General features: G+C 73.6%; 20 protein-coding genes. 9 read left to right on the forward strand and 11 right to left on the reverse strand.

The features are described from left to right. The first annotated feature begins 15 nt into the window (after nucleotides 1–15). On the forward strand, nucleotides 16–735 hold the full coding sequence (locus tag ABZ340_RS15535; RefSeq protein ID WP_358782298.1) for a TetR/AcrR family transcriptional regulator: 720 nt from the start codon (nucleotides 16–18) through the stop codon (nucleotides 733–735). On the opposite strand, the gene ABZ340_RS15540 is transcribed toward ABZ340_RS15535, so the two are convergent. Beyond that, nucleotides 725–1687: an SGNH/GDSL hydrolase family protein gene (locus ABZ340_RS15540; RefSeq protein ID WP_358782299.1), complete on the reverse strand. Its 963-nt coding sequence runs from the start codon at nucleotides 1685–1687 to the stop codon at nucleotides 725–727. The genes ABZ340_RS15535 and ABZ340_RS15540 overlap by 11 nt on opposite strands. A gap of 411 nt (nucleotides 1688–2098) precedes the next feature. Here ABZ340_RS15540 and ABZ340_RS15545 point away from each other — a divergent pair, with 411 nt between their 5' ends. Both ABZ340_RS15545 and ABZ340_RS15550 read left to right on the forward strand, forming a co-directional pair. Continuing rightward, nucleotides 2099–4444: a glycoside hydrolase family 3 C-terminal domain-containing protein gene (locus ABZ340_RS15545; RefSeq protein ID WP_358782300.1), complete on the forward strand. Its 2346-nt coding sequence runs from the start codon at nucleotides 2099–2101 to the stop codon at nucleotides 4442–4444. Further along, on the forward strand, nucleotides 4441–5658 hold the full coding sequence (locus tag ABZ340_RS15550; RefSeq protein WP_358782301.1) for a serine hydrolase domain-containing protein: 1218 nt from the start codon (nucleotides 4441–4443) through the stop codon (nucleotides 5656–5658). Before ABZ340_RS15545 ends, ABZ340_RS15550 begins: the two co-directional genes overlap by 4 nt. A 115-nt stretch (nucleotides 5659–5773) precedes the next feature. Here ABZ340_RS15550 and ABZ340_RS15555 read toward each other — a convergent pair whose 3' ends face one another. Beyond that, on the reverse strand, nucleotides 5774–6352 hold the full coding sequence (locus tag ABZ340_RS15555) for a TetR/AcrR family transcriptional regulator (protein WP_358782302.1): 579 nt from the start codon (nucleotides 6350–6352) through the stop codon (nucleotides 5774–5776). 10 nt (nucleotides 6353–6362) lie between these two features. Then, nucleotides 6363–7655 (reverse strand): family 1 glycosylhydrolase, encoded by a 1293-nt coding sequence (locus ABZ340_RS15560; RefSeq protein WP_358782303.1) that lies wholly within the window; start codon nucleotides 7653–7655, stop codon nucleotides 6363–6365. 309 nt (nucleotides 7656–7964) lie between these two features. Here ABZ340_RS15560 and ABZ340_RS15565 point away from each other — a divergent pair, with 309 nt between their 5' ends. After that, a complete protein-coding gene (locus ABZ340_RS15565; RefSeq protein WP_358782304.1) occupies nucleotides 7965–9581 on the forward strand; it encodes a family 20 glycosylhydrolase in 1617 nt (538 codons plus the stop codon). A gap of 408 nt (nucleotides 9582–9989) precedes the next feature. On the opposite strand, the gene ABZ340_RS15570 is transcribed toward ABZ340_RS15565, so the two are convergent. Then, the gene (locus ABZ340_RS15570) at nucleotides 9990–10499 is read right to left on the reverse strand and encodes a hypothetical protein (RefSeq protein ID WP_358782305.1); all 510 of its coding nucleotides are present in this window, start codon (nucleotides 10497–10499) and stop codon (nucleotides 9990–9992) included. Between the two features lie 339 nt (nucleotides 10500–10838). On the opposite strand from ABZ340_RS15570, the gene ABZ340_RS15575 reads away from it, so the two are divergent. After that, nucleotides 10839–11006, forward strand: coding sequence for a hypothetical protein (locus ABZ340_RS15575; protein WP_358782306.1), 168 nt, complete (start codon nucleotides 10839–10841; stop codon nucleotides 11004–11006). Between the two features lie 69 nt (nucleotides 11007–11075). Here ABZ340_RS15575 and ABZ340_RS15580 read toward each other — a convergent pair whose 3' ends face one another. Beyond that, nucleotides 11076–11537 carry an ATP-binding protein gene (locus ABZ340_RS15580; RefSeq protein WP_358782307.1) on the reverse strand — a complete coding sequence of 154 codons (462 nt, stop codon included), beginning with the start codon at nucleotides 11535–11537 and terminating at the stop codon, nucleotides 11076–11078. A gap of 306 nt (nucleotides 11538–11843) precedes the next feature. Between ABZ340_RS15580 and ABZ340_RS15585 the strand changes: the two genes are divergently transcribed. The 3 genes from ABZ340_RS15585 (at nucleotide 11844) to ABZ340_RS15595 (ending at nucleotide 13899) form a co-directional block, all read left to right on the forward strand. Continuing rightward, a complete protein-coding gene (locus ABZ340_RS15585) occupies nucleotides 11844–12713 on the forward strand; it encodes a helix-turn-helix transcriptional regulator (protein WP_358782308.1) in 870 nt (289 codons plus the stop codon). Continuing rightward, entirely contained in the window at nucleotides 12710–12973 is a 264-nt protein-coding gene (locus ABZ340_RS15590; protein WP_358782309.1) for a DUF397 domain-containing protein, read from the forward strand. Before ABZ340_RS15585 ends, ABZ340_RS15590 begins: the two co-directional genes overlap by 4 nt. A gap of 92 nt (nucleotides 12974–13065) precedes the next feature. Continuing rightward, nucleotides 13066–13899: an SAM-dependent methyltransferase gene (locus ABZ340_RS15595; protein ID WP_358782310.1), complete on the forward strand. Its 834-nt coding sequence runs from the start codon at nucleotides 13066–13068 to the stop codon at nucleotides 13897–13899. Between the two features lie 61 nt (nucleotides 13900–13960). Here the strand turns inward: ABZ340_RS15595 and ABZ340_RS15600 are convergent, their stop codons facing one another. Next, entirely contained in the window at nucleotides 13961–14353 is a 393-nt protein-coding gene (locus ABZ340_RS15600) for a DUF2267 domain-containing protein (RefSeq protein ID WP_358782311.1), read from the reverse strand. A gap of 28 nt (nucleotides 14354–14381) precedes the next feature. After that, nucleotides 14382–14582, reverse strand: coding sequence for a hypothetical protein (locus ABZ340_RS15605; RefSeq protein ID WP_358782312.1), 201 nt, complete (start codon nucleotides 14580–14582; stop codon nucleotides 14382–14384). Nucleotides 14583–14884: 302 nt separating this feature from the next. Between ABZ340_RS15605 and ABZ340_RS15610 the strand changes: the two genes are divergently transcribed. Beyond that, entirely contained in the window at nucleotides 14885–16111 is a 1227-nt protein-coding gene (locus ABZ340_RS15610; protein ID WP_358782313.1) for a cytochrome P450, read from the forward strand. A gap of 48 nt (nucleotides 16112–16159) precedes the next feature. On the opposite strand, the gene ABZ340_RS15615 is transcribed toward ABZ340_RS15610, so the two are convergent. Genes ABZ340_RS15615 through ABZ340_RS15630 form a run of 4 tightly spaced genes read right to left on the reverse strand, consistent with a single transcriptional unit; the run spans nucleotide 16160 to nucleotide 18828 of the window. After that, nucleotides 16160–17422 carry a cytochrome P450 gene (locus ABZ340_RS15615; RefSeq protein WP_358782314.1) on the reverse strand — a complete coding sequence of 421 codons (1263 nt, stop codon included), beginning with the start codon at nucleotides 17420–17422 and terminating at the stop codon, nucleotides 16160–16162. Continuing rightward, complete coding sequence (locus ABZ340_RS15620; RefSeq protein ID WP_358782315.1) at nucleotides 17419–18036, reverse strand: ATP/GTP-binding protein; 618 nt, start codon at nucleotides 18034–18036, stop codon at nucleotides 17419–17421. Before ABZ340_RS15620 ends, ABZ340_RS15615 begins: the two co-directional genes overlap by 4 nt. Then, nucleotides 18017–18373: a DUF742 domain-containing protein gene (locus tag ABZ340_RS15625; RefSeq protein WP_358782316.1), complete on the reverse strand. Its 357-nt coding sequence runs from the start codon at nucleotides 18371–18373 to the stop codon at nucleotides 18017–18019. The genes ABZ340_RS15620 and ABZ340_RS15625 overlap by 20 nt, the downstream gene beginning before the upstream one ends. Continuing rightward, nucleotides 18370–18828 carry a roadblock/LC7 domain-containing protein gene (locus tag ABZ340_RS15630; RefSeq protein WP_358782317.1) on the reverse strand — a complete coding sequence of 153 codons (459 nt, stop codon included), beginning with the start codon at nucleotides 18826–18828 and terminating at the stop codon, nucleotides 18370–18372. Before ABZ340_RS15630 ends, ABZ340_RS15625 begins: the two co-directional genes overlap by 4 nt. Nucleotides 18829–18880 lie beyond the last annotated feature (52 nt).

Here is an 18880-nt window from a genome sequence, read left to right on the forward strand (position 1 = left end):
GAGGAGGCCGCCGACGTGAGCCGACGAGCCGGGAGTTCTCCGAACAGCTCGCCGGGGTCCGGGAGTTCCCCGAACGGCCCGCCGGGAACCGGGGGCGCCCCGGGCCGCCCGTCGAAGGGCGAGCGCACCCGCGCCCGCATCCTCGACTCCGCGGCCGAGCTGTTCTCCCGTTCCGGCTTCAACGCCGTGTCACTGCGCGACATCGCCGCGCACGCGGGACTGACCCACGCCGGGCTGCTGCACCACTTCCCGGGCAAGGAGTCCCTGCTGGTGGAGGTGCTGGGCCGCCGCGACCGGACCGACGCGGAGTCGGTCTTCCCCGGCATCGTCCGTCCGGGCACTCCCGAGCCCGGCCCGGACGAGCGGCTGCGCCGGCTGATCGCCCTGGTGGCGCGCAACAGCGCGACCCCCGGACTCGTCGCGCTCTACACGAAGCTGTCCGCCGAGGCCACCGACCCCGGGCACCCCGCGCACCACTACTTCAAGGAGCGCTACCGCATCCTCCGGGAGGAGGTGACGGTGCTCGTCGCGGCTCTGCAGGCCGAGGCCGGCCCGCCGGTCGCGGGCGATCCGGCGGTCACGGCCCGGCAGTTGCTGGCGCTGATGGACGGCCTGCAGACGCAGTGGCTGCTGGAGCCGGACGCCGTGCCGATGGAGGAGCTGGTGCGCGACTTCCTGCACCGGGCCGGACTCGTTCCCGAAGGCGGTGCGGGAAAGGGCGGCGTCAGCGGCTGAGGGAGGCGAGCACGGCATCGGCGGTACTCCGGTGACCGGCGGCGTTGGGGTGGAACCCGGCCCCTTCCGCGGTGTCCTCGGGCTCGATCCAGCGCACGCCCGCGGGCTTGCACACGTCGTGTCCGACCGACGGCGCGTAGGCGTCGACGTAGACGGCGCCGCGGGCGGCGGCCTGTTGCGCGAGCATCGCGTTGAGCTGCTTCTCCTTGTCCCGGATCCAGGGGAAGTCGCCCGTGGCGAGCGCGACCGTCTCCCGGCAGGCGGTGCCGTCGTCGGGGAAGAGCGCCGGGTAGCCCACCAGGAGCACCCGCGCCTGCGGCGACCGGGCGCGGATCTCCTTCAGCACCGCTTCGATCCTCGGCGCCGTGGCGGTGATGCGGGAGCCGATCTCGTCGGTCCCGAACAGGGTGTAGCTCTGCTTGCAGGGCGCGCCCTGCGGCGCCAGGTACCCCAGGAGCACACAGCGCGTGATCACGCCGACCAGGTCCAGGTCGTTGCCGCCGATGCCCAGGGTGACCAGGGTCGTGTCGGGGCGCAGCGCGTCGAGCTGGGGCGGGATCGAATCCTGAGGGTTCGTCATGTGGCCGGTGTCGGCGCCCGCGCAGGTCACGTCGGTGAACGACGTCGCGCCGGCCGCGCGGGCCACCAGGGACGGGTAGTTGTCCGAGGAGCGTCCGCAGACGGAGTCGGTCTGCTCGGGGATGCCGGGACCGGAGCTGAAGGAGTCGCCGAGCGCGACGTAGCGCACCTCGCCGGCGGCGTGCGCGGCGGGACGCGGCGACGCGGGCCTCGCCGCCGCGGTCGCGGCGGTGCCGGCCAGGACGGCGAGGGCGGCCACGGCCGCGAGAGCGGCGCGCGCCGTCCGGCGGCGCGCGCCGAGGCGGTCCGGACCGGCCGCGCGGAGCACGCGTCTTTCCGGGGGCGGGGCGGACGGCTGACTGGCAGGAGGCATGACCGTTCCTCGTTTTCGTCGGCGGGCGGAAGGCGGCGTGGCGGCGGGGGCAGGGCACTGTCCCGGTGCGGTGCGGTGCGGTGCGGTGCGGCGCGGCGCTGTGGGGTGCGGCGCGGCGCGGAGCGGTGTGAGCGCGAAAACCGTAAGTTGATCGGTTTCTGGTCGTCAATAGGTCGCGCGCAGGCGAAACGGCCGCCGTTATCGCATGGTTACCGACAGGTAATGCCTCCCGGCGTCCCCCTTGACAGTGAAAACCGATCAACGTACGGTTTTTGGATCACTCGGCCGTCGGCGCGGCTCGCCCGCCTCGCCCGAACACGATCGACATACCGTCAGTCAACGGCCCACCGCACATGGTTCGGAGCGTCGGGCCGGTCCCACCCGCCCCACACGACCCGACAGGTGCGCCGTATGACCCAGCAGCCCCCGCCCTCCCCGGCCGGCGATCCGGCACCCTCCTCCCTCTCCCTGGCCGAGAAGGCGTCGCTGACCAGCGGCGCCGGCGACTTCGTCACCACGGCCGTCGACTCCGCCCGCATCCCCGCGGTCACCCTGTCCGACGGACCGCACGGGCTGCGGCTGCCGAAGGAGAGCGGCGACGGCGGCCAGGCCGACCTGCACAGCGCCGCGCCCGCCACCTGCTTCCCGCCCGCCGTCGCGCTCGGCAGCAGCTGGGACCCGGAGCTCGCCCGGCGGGTCGCCGGCGCGATCGCTGCGGAGGCGGCCGCCCACGGCGTACGCGTCGTGCTCGGCCCCGGCATCAACATCAAGCGGTCACCGCTGTGCGGGCGCAACTTCGAGTACTTCTCGGAAGACCCGCTCCTGACGGCCGAGATGGGCGGGGCCATGGTCCGCGGCCTGCAGGAGGCGGGGATCGGGGCGGCGCTGAAGCACTACGCGGCCAACAACCAGGAGACCGACCGCATGCGCGTCAGCGCCGACGTCGACGAGCGCCCCCTGCGCGAGATCTACCTGCGGGCCTTCGAACGCATCGTCCGCCGCGACCGCCCCTGGTCCGTCATGGCCTCCTACAACGCCGTCAACGGCGTCCCCGTCTCGGAGAACACCCGGCTGCTCACGGACATCCTGCGCACCGAGTGGGGCTTCGAGGGCATCGTCATGTCCGACTGGGGCGCCGTGCGCGACCGGGTCGCCGCCCTGCGCGCCGGGCTCGACCTCCAGATGCCGGGCACCGGCGGACGCACCGACCGCGAGATCGTGGCCGCGGTGACCGCGGGCGACCTCGACGCGTCGGTGCTCGACACCGCGGTGCAGCGGCTGATCCGCTTCGCCCGGTGCGCGGCGGACGGCCCGCGCACGGCGGGCCCGGTGCCCGCCGAGGACCACCACCGCCTCGCCGGACAGGCCGCGGACCGGTGCGTCGTGCTCCTCAAGAACGACGGGGGGCTGCTGCCCCTCGACCCCGCCTCCGGGACGGTGGCGGTCATCGGCGAACTGGCCCGTACCCCCCGCTACCAGGGAGCCGGCAGTTCCCAGGTGACCCCGACCCGCCTCGACACACCGCTGGAGAGCCTGCGCGAGCTGTCCGGCGGCGCCCGTGTGGACTTCGCCGCGGGCTACGCGCTCCCGGGCACCGAACCGGCGGACACGAACACGGACACGGACGCCGGTACGGAAGCGGCCCTCGCCGACGAGGCCGTACGGCTCGCCTCCGCGAGCGACACGGTGGTGCTGTTCCTCGGACTGCCCGCACAGGACGAGTCGGAGGGCTTCGACCGCGACCACATCGACCTGCCGGCCGTCCAGTTGCGCCTGCTGGAGCGGATCCGGTCCGTCAACCCGCGGGTGTGCGTGGTGCTCTCCCACGGCGGCGTGGTGCGCACCGCCCCCTGGCACGAGACGGTGCCCGCCCTGCTGGAGGGCTGGCTGCTGGGCCAGGCCGGCGGCGGCGCGCTCGCCCGCGTGCTCTTCGGGGCGGTCAACCCCTCCGGCAAACTGGCCGAGACCATCCCCCTGCGCCTGGAGGACGCCCCCAGCTTCCTCTCCTTCCCCGGCGAGGAGGGCCGGGTCCGGTACGGCGAAGGCGTCTTCGTCGGATACCGCGGCTACGACGCCCGCCGCTGCGAGGTCGCCTTCCCCTTCGGCCACGGACTGTCGTACACCACGTTCGCCTACTCCGGGATGCGTGTGATGTGGAGCGAGGACGGCGCGGTGCTCACCGTGGCGCTGACCGTCACCAACACCGGGGACCGCGAGGGGCGGGAGGTCGTCCAGGTCTACAGCGCCGGCCCGGCCGGCTCCGCGGTCGCCCGGCCGCCGAGAGAGCTGCGCGGCTTCGCCTCCGTGACCCTCGCCCCCGGCGAGAGCCGCGAGGTGGTGGTGGAGCTGGCACGCGGCGACCTCGCGTACTACAGCGCGCGCGAGGGCGGCTGGCGGGTCGAGGGCGGCACCTACCGCATCGAGGCGGGCTCCTCCTCGCGCGACATCCGGGCGTCGGCCGAGGTGACCGTCACCGGCGACCCCTCGCGCCTGCGCCTGAGCGGACGCAACACGCTCGCGGAGTGGTGGGGGCACCCCGTGGGCGGGCCGCTGCTGAGGGAGAGGTTCGCCCGGGCCAGGCCCCAGGGGGCGGGGCCGAGCGCCCTGGACGATCCGGTGATGCGGAAGTTCCTCGCGGGGATGCCGCTCGATGTGATCTCCGAGTTCCCGCAGAGCCCCGTACCGCCCGAGGAGGTGGCCGAACTGGCCGCTCTCGTCGCCGCCGCCGGCGACGACGCGCCGGGGGAGGCGGGATGACGGCCGCGGTGGTGGAGGGGAGCGTGCGGCCCGGCTGGGAGGCCGTCCGGGACGCCTTCGCCCGGGCACAGGAACACGATCCGGGCGCCGCCCAGCTGGCCGTCCACCGGCACGGCCGGCTCGTCGTGGACCTGTGGTCCGCGGGGACGGCGGTGCGGAACGGGCGGCCGTTCGGGCCGGACTCGGTCGGCGTGCTGATGTCCGTCTCGAAGGCGGCGGTCGCCGTCTGCGCCCATCTGCTGGCCGAACGCGGGGCGCTGGAGCCGGATGCGCCGGTCGCGCGGTACTGGCCCGAGTTCGCGGCGCGCGGCAAGGCGGACACGACGGTGGCCGACCTGCTCGCCCACCGCGCCGGGCTGCCGGCCTTCGCCGACGAGGCCGCGGGCGTCGCCCCGCCCGCCCTGTTCGACCGGGACGCGCGCGTGCGCGCCCTCGCGGCGATGCGCCCCCTGTGGCGTCCGGGATCGGCCTTCCTCTACCACGCCCTCACCTACGGCCACCTCGTCGGCGAGGTCGTCCGCCGGGTCTCGGGAACGAGCATCGGCGCGTTCTTCTCCCGGGAGGTGGCCGGACCGCTGGGGCTGGACCTGTGGATCGGGCTGCCGCGGCGGGAGGAGTACCGCTTCGTCCCGCAGCTCGCCGTCCGGCCCGCGCCCACGGCCGAGCAGACCGCGGCGGCGATCGCCGGCCTCGGCCTCGCCCCGGACGACCGGCTGTCCACCGCCCTGCGGGCGTCGGCGGCCGAACTGGCCGCGGTGACCGAGGCGTTCGGCACCCGCCGGGGCAGGGCGGGCGAGTTCCCCGCCGCGGGCGGCATCGGCAACGCCCGTTCCGTGTCCCGGCTGTACGCGGCGCTCGTCGGCCGGGTGGACGGCGTGCGGCTGCTGTCCCCGTCCACCGTCGGCCGGGCCCGCGCCCCGCACACCGACCACCTGCCGCTCCCCGCGCCCCTGGACCGGTTCGACGGCCCCGGCCGGTCCCGCTTCGGGCTCGGCTTCGAACTGCCCCGCGCGGGCCTGCCCCTGCTGGGCGAGGGCTCCTTCGGCCACGCCGGGGCGGGCGGCCGCCTCGGCATGGCCCACCCCGGGAGCGGAGTCGCGGTCGGCTACGTCTGCACGGCGATGTCCTGGGAGCCCTCCGCGGGACCCGACCCGCGCTGGGCGGAGTGGACGGCGGCCGTCCGGGAGGCGGCGGGCCTCCCCGGCCGGGTCTGACGCCGCTTCGCCGCGGGGAACGGGCGGCACGCGCGGGAGGGGACGGGCGCCGCACACGAAGGGGCGGGAACCGGCGTGTACCGGTTCCCGCCCCGTCCTCGTCCTCCCGCCCCGGTCAGGCCTCCCGCCCCGGTTCCAGGAGCCGCATGATGTCGTCGATCGGCTGCTCCATGTCCACCGACCGGTCGATGAGCCACTGCAGCTGGATGCCGTCGGCCACCGCCAGCAGCAGGACCGCCAGCCGGTCGGCGGGGATCACGGTGGTGATCCGTCCCTCGTCCATCCGCTTGCGGACGAACGCGGCGACCCGCTCCCGCAGGACCGGGTACCGCTGGGCGAAGTGCTCGTGCGCCGGATGGCCGGGGTCGCTCGCGGCGGCCGCCATCGACACGAACAGCTCCACCAGGCCGGGGGTCTTGGCGCCTTCCCGGATGATCTCCCGGTAGCTCTCGGGGCTGGTGCGCCCGTCCTGCCGCTCCCGGGCGGTCTCGTCGCGCATCCGCAGCACCTGGGTGAGCAGGTCCTCCTTGGAGCCGAAGTAGTGCATCAGGCCGGGCAGGCTCAGATTGCACCGGGCGGCCACCTTGCGCAGCGAGGTGCCCCGGTAGCCCTCGGCCGCGAAGATCTCCAGCGCCGCGTGCAGGATCTCGGTGCGCTTCGCCTCGCCCTTTTCGTACGGGCCCCGTTTCGCCATGCCGGTCAGCCTAACCCGCGCAGGGGAGGGCGCCGGGCGCGGCGGCCGGGTGCTCGGGGATGCGTCCGGCGCGGGCCAGCGCGCCCAGCCAGCGGGCCGACTCCTTGGGCTCGCGGGCGAACGTGTGCGGGTCGACCGAGATGAGCCCGAACCTCGGCCGGTAGGAGCCCCACTCGTAGTTGTCGAGGGCGCTCCAGTGCAGATAGCCGCGTACGTCGACGCCGTCGCGCAGGGCCGAGGCCAGGCTCGCCAGCGCTCCCGTCGTGTACGTGATGCGCAGGCCGTCGTCGTCGGTGGCGATGCCGTTCTCGGTGACGAGGACGGGGACGTGCGGGCCGACCACGCCGGCCGTGTGCCGTATCGCCTCGCCCAGGGCCTCGGGGTAGACCTCCCAGCCGGTCAGCGTGGTGGCGGCGCCCTCCGGTACCGGAAGCGGGCCGTCGGGGCCGATCCGGTGCCGCGTGTACGCCTGTACGCCGATCCAGTCGTCCTCGCGGGCCGCCTCCAGGAAGACGTCCTCGCGCGGCCGGGCGTAGGCGGCGGCGACCTCCTCGGCCCCCGGCTCGGCCTGATAGACCTGGTTGGCCACGGTCCAGCCCACCCGCAGCCCGGGACCGGCCTCCTTCAGAGCGGCGGACGCGGCCCGGTGGGCACGGATCAGCGCCCGGGTGACCTCGGCGTCCGGCTCGACCGCACCGGGGCCGAGGGCCGCGGCGCCTTCCCCGTGTCCGCCGGCCGGGGAGCCGTCCCCGCCGCCGGTGTCCCGGACGGCACGGCGTACCAGGGTGTGCATCAACGCGATCATGTTGGGCTCGTTGATGGTGGCCACGTAGCGGACCCCTTCGCGCAGGATCTCGGCGGCCGTGCGCGCGTAAGCCGCGAAGAGCTCGTCCGACTCCGGTGACGTCCAGCCCCCGAGTTCGCTGAACCACCGCGGCGAGGTGAAGTGATGCAGCGTCACCACCGGGGTCAGGCCCCGCTCCAGCGCGCCGCGCACCATGGCACGGTAGTGCGCGACGGCCGCCCGGGACACCTGGCCGCGCTCGGGTTCGATGCGGGCCCACTCGATGCCGAACCGGTAGGCGTTGAAGCCGAGTCCGCTCAACAGGTCCATGTCCTCGGGCCAGCGGTGGAAGCTGTCGGCCGCGTCCCCGCTGCGCTCGGCGACGAAGCTGCCCGGCCGGTTCTCCAGGGCCCACCAGTCGCTGGAGACGTTGTTCCCCTCGACCTGGTGGGCGGACGTGGACGCCCCCATCAGGAAGCCGTCCGGCAGCACGAGGCCGGGCTCGGTCGAAGGCGTCATAGGGGGTTGCTCCTTCCGTGGGAGCGCAGGGGGCGGCGGACGACGGCCCGCTCCGGCTCCATGAAAAGCGTTCATTGATCGGTTTTCGTGTTAGCGTACAGGCGGCCCCGGTCCGGCAGGAAGAGGTGGCGGCGGGTCGCCGCCGCGGACGCGGCAGGCCCGCCCGCGGGGCCCGGCGCCGACCTCACGAGGGCGCCGGGCCACTGCGGCGAAGGCCGGCCGCCCCGCCGGGCCGTGGCGCCGCCCCCCGGTTTCCGCCCGGTACGCGCGGGCGGGGAACCGGTCCGTATCGGCCCGCTGGAGGAGACCATGAACGCCGTCATTCCCCGGCCCGCTCGGCAGACGACGGCCGCGGCCGACGGGGGACCGCCCGTCGCCGGCCCCTGGCGGATCCACGTCGCCGACAGCCGGCTCGCGCCGGTCGCCCGCACGGTGCGGGCGCTGCTGGAACCGCACCTGGGCGACCGCCTGCTGCCGCCGGACCCGGACGACGACCGGCGGTTCCCCGCCGCACCCGCCCTCGTCCTGGCCTTCGGCGCGCCGCCGGCGCCGCGGCGCGTCCCCGTCGGCGTCTGCCCGCGCGGCCTGGCCGAACCGGCGGACGAGTCGTACCGCCTCACGGTCACCGCGGACGGCATCACCTGCCGCGCCGCCACGCCCGAGGGGGTGTTCCGCGCCGCCACCACGGCGGCCCAGCTGCTGATCGCGTCCACCGCCCCCGTCCCCCGCCAGGAGCTGACGGACGCCCCGCACTACGCGTGGCGCGGTCTGATGGTCGACCCGGCGCGCGCCTACCTCACCCCGGACGAACTGCGCCGCGTCATCGACCTCGCGGCCCTTTACAAGCTGAACGTGCTGCACCTGCACCTGACGGACAACGAGGGCTGGCGCCTGCGCCTGCCCGCCGTCCCCGGACCGGCCGCCGCCGGGGACGACGGCGCGCCACGCGACTTCTACACCGCCGAGGACTACCGGGACCTCCAGGAGTACGCGGCCGAACGCTTCGTGACCGTCGTCCCCGAGATCGACCTGCCGGGCCACTGCGCCGCCCTGCGCGAGGCCCTGCCGCACCTGCCGCCCGCACCCGCGCCGGAGGGACTGGCCGGCCGCTATCCGTTCGTCCCTCCCCTCGACCTCGCCGACCCGGCCACCCGGGACACCGTCGCCTCGGTCCTCACCGACGTGTGCCGGCTGACCACCGGCCCCTTCGTCCACATCGGCGGCGACGAGGCCGTCGGGATGACCGCGGACAGCTTCGCCCTCGCGGTGCGCGAACTGCGCGCCCTCGTCAGGGAGGCGGGAAAACGGCCACTGGCCTGGCAGGAGTCCTCGCGCGCCGGGATCACCGAGGACGACATCGCCCAGTTCTGGGTGGACGTGCCGATGACGGACCTGCCCGACACCGAGGAGGAGCTCGCCCGCCGGCCCGAACTGCTCGCGGCCGGCCACACCCTGGAGTTCATCAAGGCCCTCAAGCGGTTCTTCGCCCCCGCCGACCACGACGTCGCCCGCGTCGTCGAGGGAGGCGGACGCCTCCTGTTGTCCCCGCAGTCACACCTGTATCTCGACCGCCCCTACGCCCCGGAGGTGGCACCGCCCCACCAGGCCGGGCACGCCGCCCGCCTGGGATTCGCCGCCTACCGGCCGCGCGGTGTCCGGCACACCGCCCTGTGGGACCCGGCCTCCCACGGCATCCCCGACGCGCGGATCGCCGGTGTCGAGGCGACGCTCTTCGGCGAATCGGTCGAAGCGTTCGACGACCTGACGACCCTGCTCCTGCCGCGCCTGGCGTCCGTGGCGGAGACCGCGTGGGCCGGCCGGGCGCCGGACTGGGCGGATCACCGCTCCCGCCTCGCCCGCCACGGGCGGCTCTGGAGGGAGCGGGGGCTCGCGTACCTGGCCTCCACGGAGATCCCCTGGCCGTGACCGGTCCGCCCCGGCGACGAGCGGTCCGCCCCGGCGACGAGCGGTCCGCCCCGGCGACGAGCGGTCCGCCCCGGCGACGAGCGGGCCGCCCCGGCGACGAGCGGTCCGCCCCGGCGACGAGCGGGCCGGCCCGGCGACGAGCGGGCCGGCCCGGCCGCGGTCGTCCCCCCTCCCTCGGCCATGTCGTCGAGGAGGCGCTCCGCCACCCCGGGGACGTACGGACACGTCACCGGGGTGGCGGGACGAGACGCCGCCGGCGCCGGTCCGCGCGCCGTGGACGAGCGCGGCGGAGGCGAACGGCTTCGCCGGGGCGGCCGGGTCCGGGCGGCCGTCCGCGATCCACGGGGCCCGGAACGACGAGCGCGCTCCCGCCGCCGACGGCCTGCTCGCCGAGGAGACCGGCGACGTCTACCGGTACCCGAGGCCCGGCGAAAGCCTGCCCCCCGCGGACGACTGACAGCTGACGGGGGCCAGCACGGCCAGGATGCCGGTGGCCTCGCGCAGTGCCAGCTCGACCGCGCCGGGGTCGTGGAGCGCGCCGGTCCCGTCGGGCGGCACGAGCCAGCCCAGACGCCCCGTGGCCCGGTAGGGCGGTGGTACCGCGACCCACGACCCCCGGCCGACGCGGCGCACGCCCGATCCGGTCCATTCGCTGGCCGGATCGGGAGGCAGGAAGAACCCGACCCGGGCGGCCGTGTGGTCCATCAGGATGGGCGCGGGTGCCCCCGTCAGGTCGCGCCTGAGCAGGTCCACGGCGCACAGCCCCAGGCGTTCGGGGACGCTGAGCACGTCCCAGAACCGCCCCGCCGGCAGCAGCGCCGTACCCGTTCCCTCGTCCCACTCCCGTTTGCACCGACGTGGGTCGGTGGCGGCCGCGGCGAGCCACTCGATGGCCTGTTTCCCCCAGCAGCGCTGCATGTCCTACCCCCAGCACGACGATCGGCTTCGCCGGAACGGGCCCGCACGAGGACGTGACCCGACAGCCCTGTGTGACCGCGGGCGGAAAGGGCGCCCGTTCAGGGCCCCTCATGCTGGTGGATATTTCTATGCGCCGGAAGGGGTGGCGTGCCCTGGCGAATGCCTCCGGCGTGTTCGAGCGTCATCTTCTTGTTCGCCGTGCGAGGCCGTCGGTACAGGCGGTGAGAGAGAGCGGAAGCTGACTTTCCAGTACCGCCAGTAACATGATCACCTTATCTCTCGGGTGTGTCATACAACCACTTGGCGGCTCTGTCGACCCACGTCTCACCCGGAGAATCCATGCCTTCTGAGAACGACGCCCTGGAAGAAGCCCGCACGGCCTACGAGCACCACATGCGGACCTGCCGTCAGTGCCATGCCGACGCGGCGCGCTGCGCCGTGGCCAAACACCTGCTGCGCCTGTACAACAACGCGCGCAGAGGCCAGGCGGGCGGTACGGCTCGCTGACGCCCGGGTCCGGAGGGCGCCGTCCCGTGCGGGGCGGCGCCCTCCGGCGCGCGGGGCACCGCGCCGGTGTCAGGCCGTGACGCCGGGGACCGTGATCAGGGTTGCCCACACCGCGTTGCCCCCGGTGAGCCGGGACCGGCCGACCCCCCAGGCCGTCGCGAGCCGCTCCACGAGGAACAGGCCGCGCCCGCTCTCGGCGTCCACACCGGGGACGCCGCCCCGGGGCAGCCGGCGACGCCGCCGGTCGTGGTCGTGCACCTCGATGCGCAGGCAGGCGTCACCGATCATCCCGATGCCGCACAGGATGCAGGAACTGCTGGTGTGCACAACGGCGTTGGCCGCCAGCTCGGACAGCAGCAGGGCGGCATCGGCGCGCGCGTCGCCGGGCACCCGCCAGGCCGTGAGCCGCGCTTCCAGGGACCGGCGAGCGGCGGTGACGCTGTCCGCGCGGGCCGGGAGTTCGAGCCACTGGGTCCTCTTCCGGTGGGCGGCGTCCGGCGGATGGGGAAGGGGAGGGGTGTGGGGGGACACGGCAGGCGCCTTCCGTCGGGAACGGGGGCTGTGACGACCGGCGGGTGACAGCGACCGCGTCCACGCCTCGTGGGCCGGAGCAGCCGTCCGGCCACGGGGCGGTGCACCGGTGTGCGGGCGGAGAGCGGCGGGAGGCGGACGAGTGGGCCCGCCTTCACGGCTCGCTCGCCCAGGCAATCATGCTCTCGGCCGTATTCACGCCGCAACCGACTCTCTGATAATTTCAGCAAGCCGGTATCCGCGTGGACGCCGCCGCCAACTGCCGGGCACTGTCGGCTCCGTGAGGGCATATCAGGAGGTGGAGCCGTGAGCGAAGCCCGCCCGAGCGGTGCCCCCGCGCCCACCGTTCTCCGCATGATCCTGGGCAAGCGGCTGAAGGAACTGCGGCGCGGCGCCGGCGTGTCCCTGGAGGACGCCGCCAGGGCCCTGCGCGTGAAACCGCTGACCATCCGCCGCCTGGAGAAGGCGGAAGTCGCGCTGAGGATCGTCTACGTCGAGAAACTGCTGCACACCTACGGGGTCGGGCGGCGCGAGACCGAAGAGTTCCTCGCCCTGGCCGAGCAGGCCAACCGGCCCGGCTGGTGGCACGCCTACCGCGATGTCGTGCCCGCCTGGTTCACCGCCTACGTGAGCCTGGAGACCGACGCCACGGTGCTGCGCACCTACGAACCCCAGTACGTCACCGGTCTGCTCCAGACCCCGGACTACGCCCGCGCCGTCCTGCGGGCCGGCTTCCCGGGCGACGGCGACGCCGACCTGGAACGACGGGTCGAACTGCGCCTGCGCCGCCAGCGGCTGCTCGGCAGACCGGACCCGCCCACGCTGTGGGTGGTGATGGAGGAGGCCGTGCTGCACCGGCCCGTGGGCGGCCCCGAGGTGATGCGGGAGCAGATCGACCGCCTGCTGGAGGTCTCGGAGCTGGACCACGTCAGCGTCGACGTCGTGCCCTTCTCGGCCGGACCCCACGCCGGGGCGGGCGCCCCGTTCACGTACTTCCGCTTCGCCGAGCCGGAGCTGCCGGACATCGTCTACAGCGAGATCCTCTCCGCCTCCGTGTACCTGGACCGGCGGTCCGACGTGGCCGCCCACCTGGAGGCGCACAGCCGGATGTCGCTGCGGACCTGCGACGAGACCAGCAAGGCGCTGTTGCACCGGATGCGCAAGGAGTACTCATGACCATCGCCCCCGGCGGCGCCTACAACGGCATGCCCGCCTCGCACCTCGGCGAACAGGGCTGGGAACGCCCCTGGAGCGGCCCCAACGGCGGGCAGTGCGTGGAGGTGAAGCGGCTCGCCGACGGGCGGGTGGCCTTCCGCCAGTCCACCGACCCCGCCGGCCCCGCCCTGATCTACACGGCCGAGGAGATGGCGGCCTTCGTCACCGGCGTCAAGAAGGGCCTCGCGGACCACCTGGCGGCCCCTCGCCCCGCATCCTGAACCGCGCCGGCCCCCATCGCCGCCCGGCCGCCCGCGCGAGCCGCGCCGCACCCGACCGCCCACGTGCCCACCACCCCAGGACAGAGGACAGGATGACCGACAACGCCCCGCGGGACCTCGACACCGGCAAGCCGCACTCGGCCCGTATGTACGACTACTACCTCGGCGGCAAGGACCACTTCGAGGTCGACGAACAGGCCGCCGAGGCGGTCGCCTTCACCTGGCCCGGCGTCTTCGTGTGCGCCCGGGAGAACCGCGCCTTCATGCACCGGGCCACCCGGGTCCTGGCCCGCGACCACGGAATCGGCCAGTGGCTCGACATCGGCACCGGCATCCCCACCGAGCCCAACCTCCACCAGGTGGCCCAGTCGGTCCTGCCGAAGGCGCGGGTGGTGTACGTCGACAACGACCCGCTGGTCCTGAAGTACGCCGAGCGCCTCATGCGCAGCACCTCCGAGGGCCGCACCGCGTACGTCGAGGCCGACGTCACCGACCCCGGCACCCTGCTCGACCGCGTACGGGCCACCGGCGTGCTGGACCTGAGCCGCCCGGTGGCCCTCTCCCTCAACGCGGTCCTGCACTTCGTCACCGACGCCGCGGACCCCTACGGCATCGTCGCCCGGCTGCTCGACGTCCTCCCCCCGGGCAGCGCCCTGGCCCTCAGCCACGGAACGCCCGACTTCGACCCGGAGACCGTGGCCCGGATCAAGGAGATCTACACCCGGTCCGGAACGGCCATGCAACTGCGCACCAAGGCGGAGGTGGCCCGCTTCTTCGACGGGCTGGACCTGCTGGAACCGGGCCTCGCCGTCGGCCACCGCTGGCGCCCCGAGGCCGCCGCCACGGACGCCGGGGCGGAGCAGCCCACGGAGCAGCCCACGGACGCCGAGGTGAGCCTGTGGGCCGGGGTGGGGATCAAGGGGTGACGCGCGCCGCGGGCCTGCCGGGGGCGGCCGCCCGGCGGGGGAGGGGGGCGGCTTCGTCCGTTCAGTCCGCCAGGTCGGCCTTGCCGAAGAGCACCGCGTAACCGGAGGGGAGCTGGCTGATGACCTGGTTCAGCTCGCCACCGCTGATCGCGTCGGCCACGGTGGTCAGCACCGCCGAGGCGTCCCACTGAGCGGTGCGGGTGTGGGCGCCGGTGCGTTCGGCGACGCGGCGGTAGAACTCCTCGATGCCGAAGCTCTCGGCCCGCTGGGGCCGGGCGTCCCTCAGCGACGCGCCGAGCGGTCCGGGCAGCTGGGACGCCAGGTCCTCGCTCTCCCCGGGGCTGATCCGTTCCGCCAGCACGGCGAGGACAGCTTCACTGATCTTGGCGGCTTCGTCCTGGCTGTCGTACTCGCCGCGTTCGCGGACCCGGGCCAGGAATTCCTCGTACTTCATCGTCACCTTCCCTTCCGTCCGATTACGGTCAGGTCCGGACATCGTGCACCCGGGTACCCCGGTTCTCCCGGGCGGTCACGGGCCGCGGGAACCTGGGCCGGAGCGCGGGCCTGGGGGAGGGGAGCGGCAGGCGGTTCTGCCGGACGTAGAGCTTCCAGTCCTCGTAGACGTCGGGCGCGAAAACGGCGGCGAGCAGCACCAACGGGATCACCACGGCGGATATCAACACGAGTCGCTCCTTCCGTGAGCACGAGTCCTGACACGGTCCGTGACGACACCCTCATGATGTAACAGCCACCAAGGAATGTGACAAATCGACTGGAGGGTTGTTGACAGCAGGCGACTCAAGACGGCTGCGGAAGCGCTGTGGGCGAGACGGCCGGCCCGGACCGGCGCACGCCCGGAACACATGGTCGATTTTCGGCCAACAGCCGTCCCGGACCCGGCAGACGGCCAGGAGGCACCTGTTCCGGTCACCGGGTGATCCATAACCTTGTGCGGTACATCCGGCCACAGACCACAGGGAGCTCCATGCCCACCGCGCAGCAGGTCCCCGACATCCTCTCTGCCGAGTTCGCCGCGGATCCCTACCCTGCCTATCGCGCGATGCGCGACAGCGCACCCCTCATCTGGCACGAGGCCACCCAGAGCTACATCATCTCGCGCTACGAGGACGTGGAGCGCGTCTTCAAGGACAAGAACGGCGAGTTCACCACCGACAACTACGACTGGCAGATCGAACCCGTCCACGGCAAGACGATCCTCCAGCTCAGCGGCCGGGAACACGCCGTGCGGCGCGCGCTGGTCGCCCCCGCGTTCCGCGGCAGCGACCTGCAGGAGAAGTTCCTGCCCGTGATCGAGCGCAACTCCCGCGAGCTGATCGACGCCTTCCGGCACACCGGCTCCGCCGACCTGGTGACCGACTACGCGACCCGCTTCCCCGTCAACGTCATCGCGGACATGCTGGGCCTGGACAAGGCCGACCACGACAAGTTCCACCGCTGGTACACGTCGGTCATCGCCTTCCTCGGGAACCTGTCGGGCGACCCCGAGGTGGCGGCCGCCGGCGAGCGGACCCGCGCGGAGTTCGCCGCGTACATGTTCCCCATCATCCGGGAACGCCGCGAGAAGCCGGGCGACGACCTGCTGTCCACGCTGTGCGCCGCCGAGGTCGACGGCGTGAGGATGAGCGACGAGGACATCAAGTCCTTCTGCAGCCTGCTGCTCGCCGCGGGCGGCGAGACCACCGACAAGGCCATCGCCGGCATCTTCGCCAACCTGCTGCGCCACCCCGAGCAGCTCGCCGCCGTACGGGAGGACCGCTCCCTGATCCCCCGCGCCTTCGCCGAGACCCTCCGCTACACGCCCCCGGTCCACATGATCATGCGGCAGTCCGCCGCCGAGGTCACCCTCAGCGGCGGAACGATCCCCGCCGGGGCCACCGTCACCTGCCTGATCGGCGCCGCCAACCGGGACGAGACCCGCTACCGCGACCCCGACCGGTTCGACATCTTCCGCGACGACCTGACCACCACGACCGCCTTCTCCGCCGCCGCCGACCACCTCGCCTTCGCGCTCGGCCGGCACTTCTGCGTGGGGGCCCTGCTGGCCAAGGCCGAGGTCGAGACCGGCGTCGGCCAGCTGCTGGACGCCATGCCCGACGTCCGGCTCGCCGACGGCTTCGAACCCGCCGAGCAGGGCGTCTTCACCCGCGGCCCGCAGGCCCTGCCCGTACGGTTCACCCCCGTCGCCTCCTGAAACGGGGCGTGCCGGGCCGCGCGGGGCATCCGCCGCGCGGCCCGGCCGTCAGTGCACCACGGGCGTGAACCGCACCGGCAGCGAGGTCAGCCCGCGCATCCAGACCGACGGGCGCCAGGTCAGCTCCTCCGGCTCCACCGCCAGCACCAGGTCGGGCAGCCGCTCCAGCAGCGTCTCCACCGCCGTACGGGCCATGACGTCGGCCAGCAGCGGCGCCGGGTAGGGGCAGCGGTGCTCCCCGTTGCTGAACGACAGGTGCGCGGCGTTCTCCGCGCCGACGTGCGACTCCGGCCAGATCTGCGGGTCGGTGTTGGCCGCGGCCAGCCCCAGCACCAGGCAGTCGCCCGCCCGGATCAGCCGCCCGCCGAGCTGGGTGTCGCGCACGGCCCAGCGGCCGATGAAGTTCTGCGTCGGCGTGTCCAGCCACAGCACCTCGTTCAGCGCCTCCCCGACGCTGAGCCGGCCGCCCGAGACGTTCAGCGCGAACCGCTCGTCGGTGAGCAGCAGCCGCAGCGTGTTGCAGATCCAGTTGGCCGTGGGCTGCTGGGCCGCGGCGATCACGGAGATCAGGTCCTGCACGATCTCCTCGTCGGACAGCCCGGCCGGATGCAGCAGCATCCGCGAGGTGACGTCCGGGCCGGGACGCTCCCGCTTCTCCTTCACCAGCCGGTGGATCCGCTCCCCGACCCGCGCGTACGCGGCCACCGGGTCGTCCCCCTCCGCCGCGTCCAGGGAGATCCGCAGGTCGTCCACGAGCTGCTCGGTGTCCGTACCGGCGGACGGCATCCCGCACATCCGCACCACCGCGCGCATCGGCAGCGCGTGCGCGTAGGCGCTCATCAGCTCCGCCTCGCCGCTCCCGGCGAACGAGGCGATGAGCTGGTCGGCGATCTGCTCGCAGTCGCGAGCCAGCTCGAACTGGTCGACGCCCTCCAGCGCCTGCGTGATCACCCCGGCCCGCCGCCGGTGCTCCTCGCCCTCGGTGAACAGCACCGACGGCTGGTAGCCGACGAACGGCAGCAGCGGCCAGTCCGCCGGGATGTTCTCCCACTGGTTCCAGCGCCGCGAGTCACGGGCGAACAGCTCGTCGTGGCTGGTCACATAGGTCAGCTCGGAGTAGCCGAGGACCAGCCACGCCGGGATGTCCCCGTCCAACAGCACGGGCGCGACCGCACCGTGCTCCCGGCGCAGGGCGCGGTACAGCTGGGAGGGGGTCTGCTGGTACTCCAGTCCGCCCAGGCGCACCGCGCCCGCGTGCGCCGGGCAGCCGGCCGGGGCGGCGCCGCCGGCGGAGGGTCCGGTGTCGGTCACAGGGTCGCCTCCTGGGCCACGGCCCGTTCGTAGAGGTGGTTCACGAGGGTGATCAGCACGTCCTTCCCGGACTGCCGCACCCGCGCGTCGCAGTCGATCATGGGCACGTGCGCGGGCAGGGCGAGCGCCTGGCGGATCTCGTCCAGGGAGTGGCGGTGGGTGTCGTCGTCGAACCGGTTGACGGCCACGACGAACGGCGTCCTGTGGTGCTCCAGCCGGTCTATCGCGTACCAGGAGTCGTCCATCCGGCGGGTGTCCACCAGGACGACCGCGCCCAGCGTGCCGGAGAACAGCCGGTCCCACAGGAACCAGAAGCGTTCCTGCCCCGGGGCGCCGAACAGGTAGAGCACCATGCGCTCGTTGAGGCTGATCCGCCCGAAGTCGAACGCCACGGTCGTGGTGGTCTTCGCCGCCACCCCGCGCGTCTCGTCGACGCCGACGCCGGCCTGCGTCATCACCTCCTCGGTGTTGAGCGGCCGTATCTCGCTGACGGAGCGGACCAGGGTGGTCTTGCCGACTCCGAACCCGCCCACGATGACGATCTTCAGGCCGGTTTCCGCGGCATCGGCCAGGGGTGTGCGGCGGACAGGCAGTTCAGAGGTTGCGGAGCCCATGGAGCACCTCCTTGAGAAGGGCGGAGTCGGGGAGCGAGGCGACGGACTGCGCCGCGCGCGGGTGACGGGCGGTGATGCGGCCCATGGCGAGGAGGTCGCCGAGCAGGATCCGCACCACCGTGATCGGCAGCTTCAGCTCCGCGGCGATCTCGACCACGGCCGTCGGATGCCGGCACATCTCGAGGATCCGCGCGTGCTCCGACTGCATCCCGGCGGTGGGCTCGCACTCACTGACCACCAGGGTGACCAGGTCGAAGGAGTCGTCGGCACGGCTGCGTCCGCCCGTGACCGTGTAGAGCCGGTCGGGGTCACCGGTGTCCACGGGCTTGCGCATCACGACGAGGCGCTCCCGTGGACGGGCTTGCGGGGCTCGGCCCGCAGGTGCTCACCGATCTGCTCGACCAGCTCGGTCATCTGATGGCCCACCACGCCCGGGTCGGCGTCCTCCTCGGCGACGACGGCCAGATGCGCGCCCTCGCCGGCCTCCACGATGAACAGCAGACCGCCGTGGAACTCGGTCATGGAGTGGCGGACGCCGCCGGTGCCGTCGCCGAACTCCACGGACGCGCCCTGGGCGAGGGCCTGGATGCCCGAGCAGATCGCCGCGAGCTGGTCGGCCTGGTCGAGCGTCAGATGCTCGGTCCAGCACAGTTTCAGGCCGTCCCGGGACAGGACCAGGGCGTGCCGGGTGCCGGGCGTGCGCTCCAGGAGGTTCTGCAGGAGCCAGGTGAGGCTGTTGTCGGTGGTCTGCATGGTGGGTGATGGGACGGTGGTGCCCGGTTGCCCGGTCACCGGCCCGTTCCTCCAATCTCACGTACTCAAGGGGGGACGTGGGCTCCAGGGC

The organism is Streptomyces sp. NPDC006134 (assembly GCF_040628835.1).
In the GTDB taxonomy this organism is placed as follows: Bacteria; Actinomycetota; Actinomycetes; order Streptomycetales; family Streptomycetaceae; genus Streptomyces.

Excerpts from the sequence above, each read along its gene's own strand:
- ABZ340_RS15540 (WP_358782299.1), bottom strand. The coding sequence starts at position 1,687 with ATGCCTCCTGCCAGTCAGCCGTCCGCCCCGCCCCCGGAAAGACGCGTG.
- ABZ340_RS15545 (WP_358782300.1), top strand. The coding sequence starts at position 2,099 with ATGACCCAGCAGCCCCCGCCCTCCCCGGCCGGCGATCCGGCACCCTCC.
- ABZ340_RS15550 (WP_358782301.1), top strand. The coding sequence starts at position 4,441 with ATGACGGCCGCGGTGGTGGAGGGGAGCGTGCGGCCCGGCTGGGAGGCC.
- ABZ340_RS15555 (WP_358782302.1), bottom strand. The coding sequence starts at position 6,352 with ATGGCGAAACGGGGCCCGTACGAAAAGGGCGAGGCGAAGCGCACCGAG.
- ABZ340_RS15560 (WP_358782303.1), bottom strand. The coding sequence starts at position 7,655 with ATGACGCCTTCGACCGAGCCCGGCCTCGTGCTGCCGGACGGCTTCCTG.
- ABZ340_RS15565 (WP_358782304.1), top strand. The coding sequence starts at position 7,965 with ATGAACGCCGTCATTCCCCGGCCCGCTCGGCAGACGACGGCCGCGGCC.
- ABZ340_RS15570 (WP_358782305.1), bottom strand. The coding sequence starts at position 10,499 with ATGCAGCGCTGCTGGGGGAAACAGGCCATCGAGTGGCTCGCCGCGGCC.
- ABZ340_RS15575 (WP_358782306.1), top strand. The coding sequence starts at position 10,839 with ATGCCTTCTGAGAACGACGCCCTGGAAGAAGCCCGCACGGCCTACGAG.
- ABZ340_RS15590 (WP_358782309.1), top strand. The coding sequence starts at position 12,710 with ATGACCATCGCCCCCGGCGGCGCCTACAACGGCATGCCCGCCTCGCAC.
- ABZ340_RS15595 (WP_358782310.1), top strand. The coding sequence starts at position 13,066 with ATGACCGACAACGCCCCGCGGGACCTCGACACCGGCAAGCCGCACTCG.
- ABZ340_RS15600 (WP_358782311.1), bottom strand. The coding sequence starts at position 14,353 with ATGAAGTACGAGGAATTCCTGGCCCGGGTCCGCGAACGCGGCGAGTAC.
- ABZ340_RS15610 (WP_358782313.1), top strand. The coding sequence starts at position 14,885 with ATGCCCACCGCGCAGCAGGTCCCCGACATCCTCTCTGCCGAGTTCGCC.
- ABZ340_RS15620 (WP_358782315.1), bottom strand. The coding sequence starts at position 18,036 with ATGGGCTCCGCAACCTCTGAACTGCCTGTCCGCCGCACACCCCTGGCC.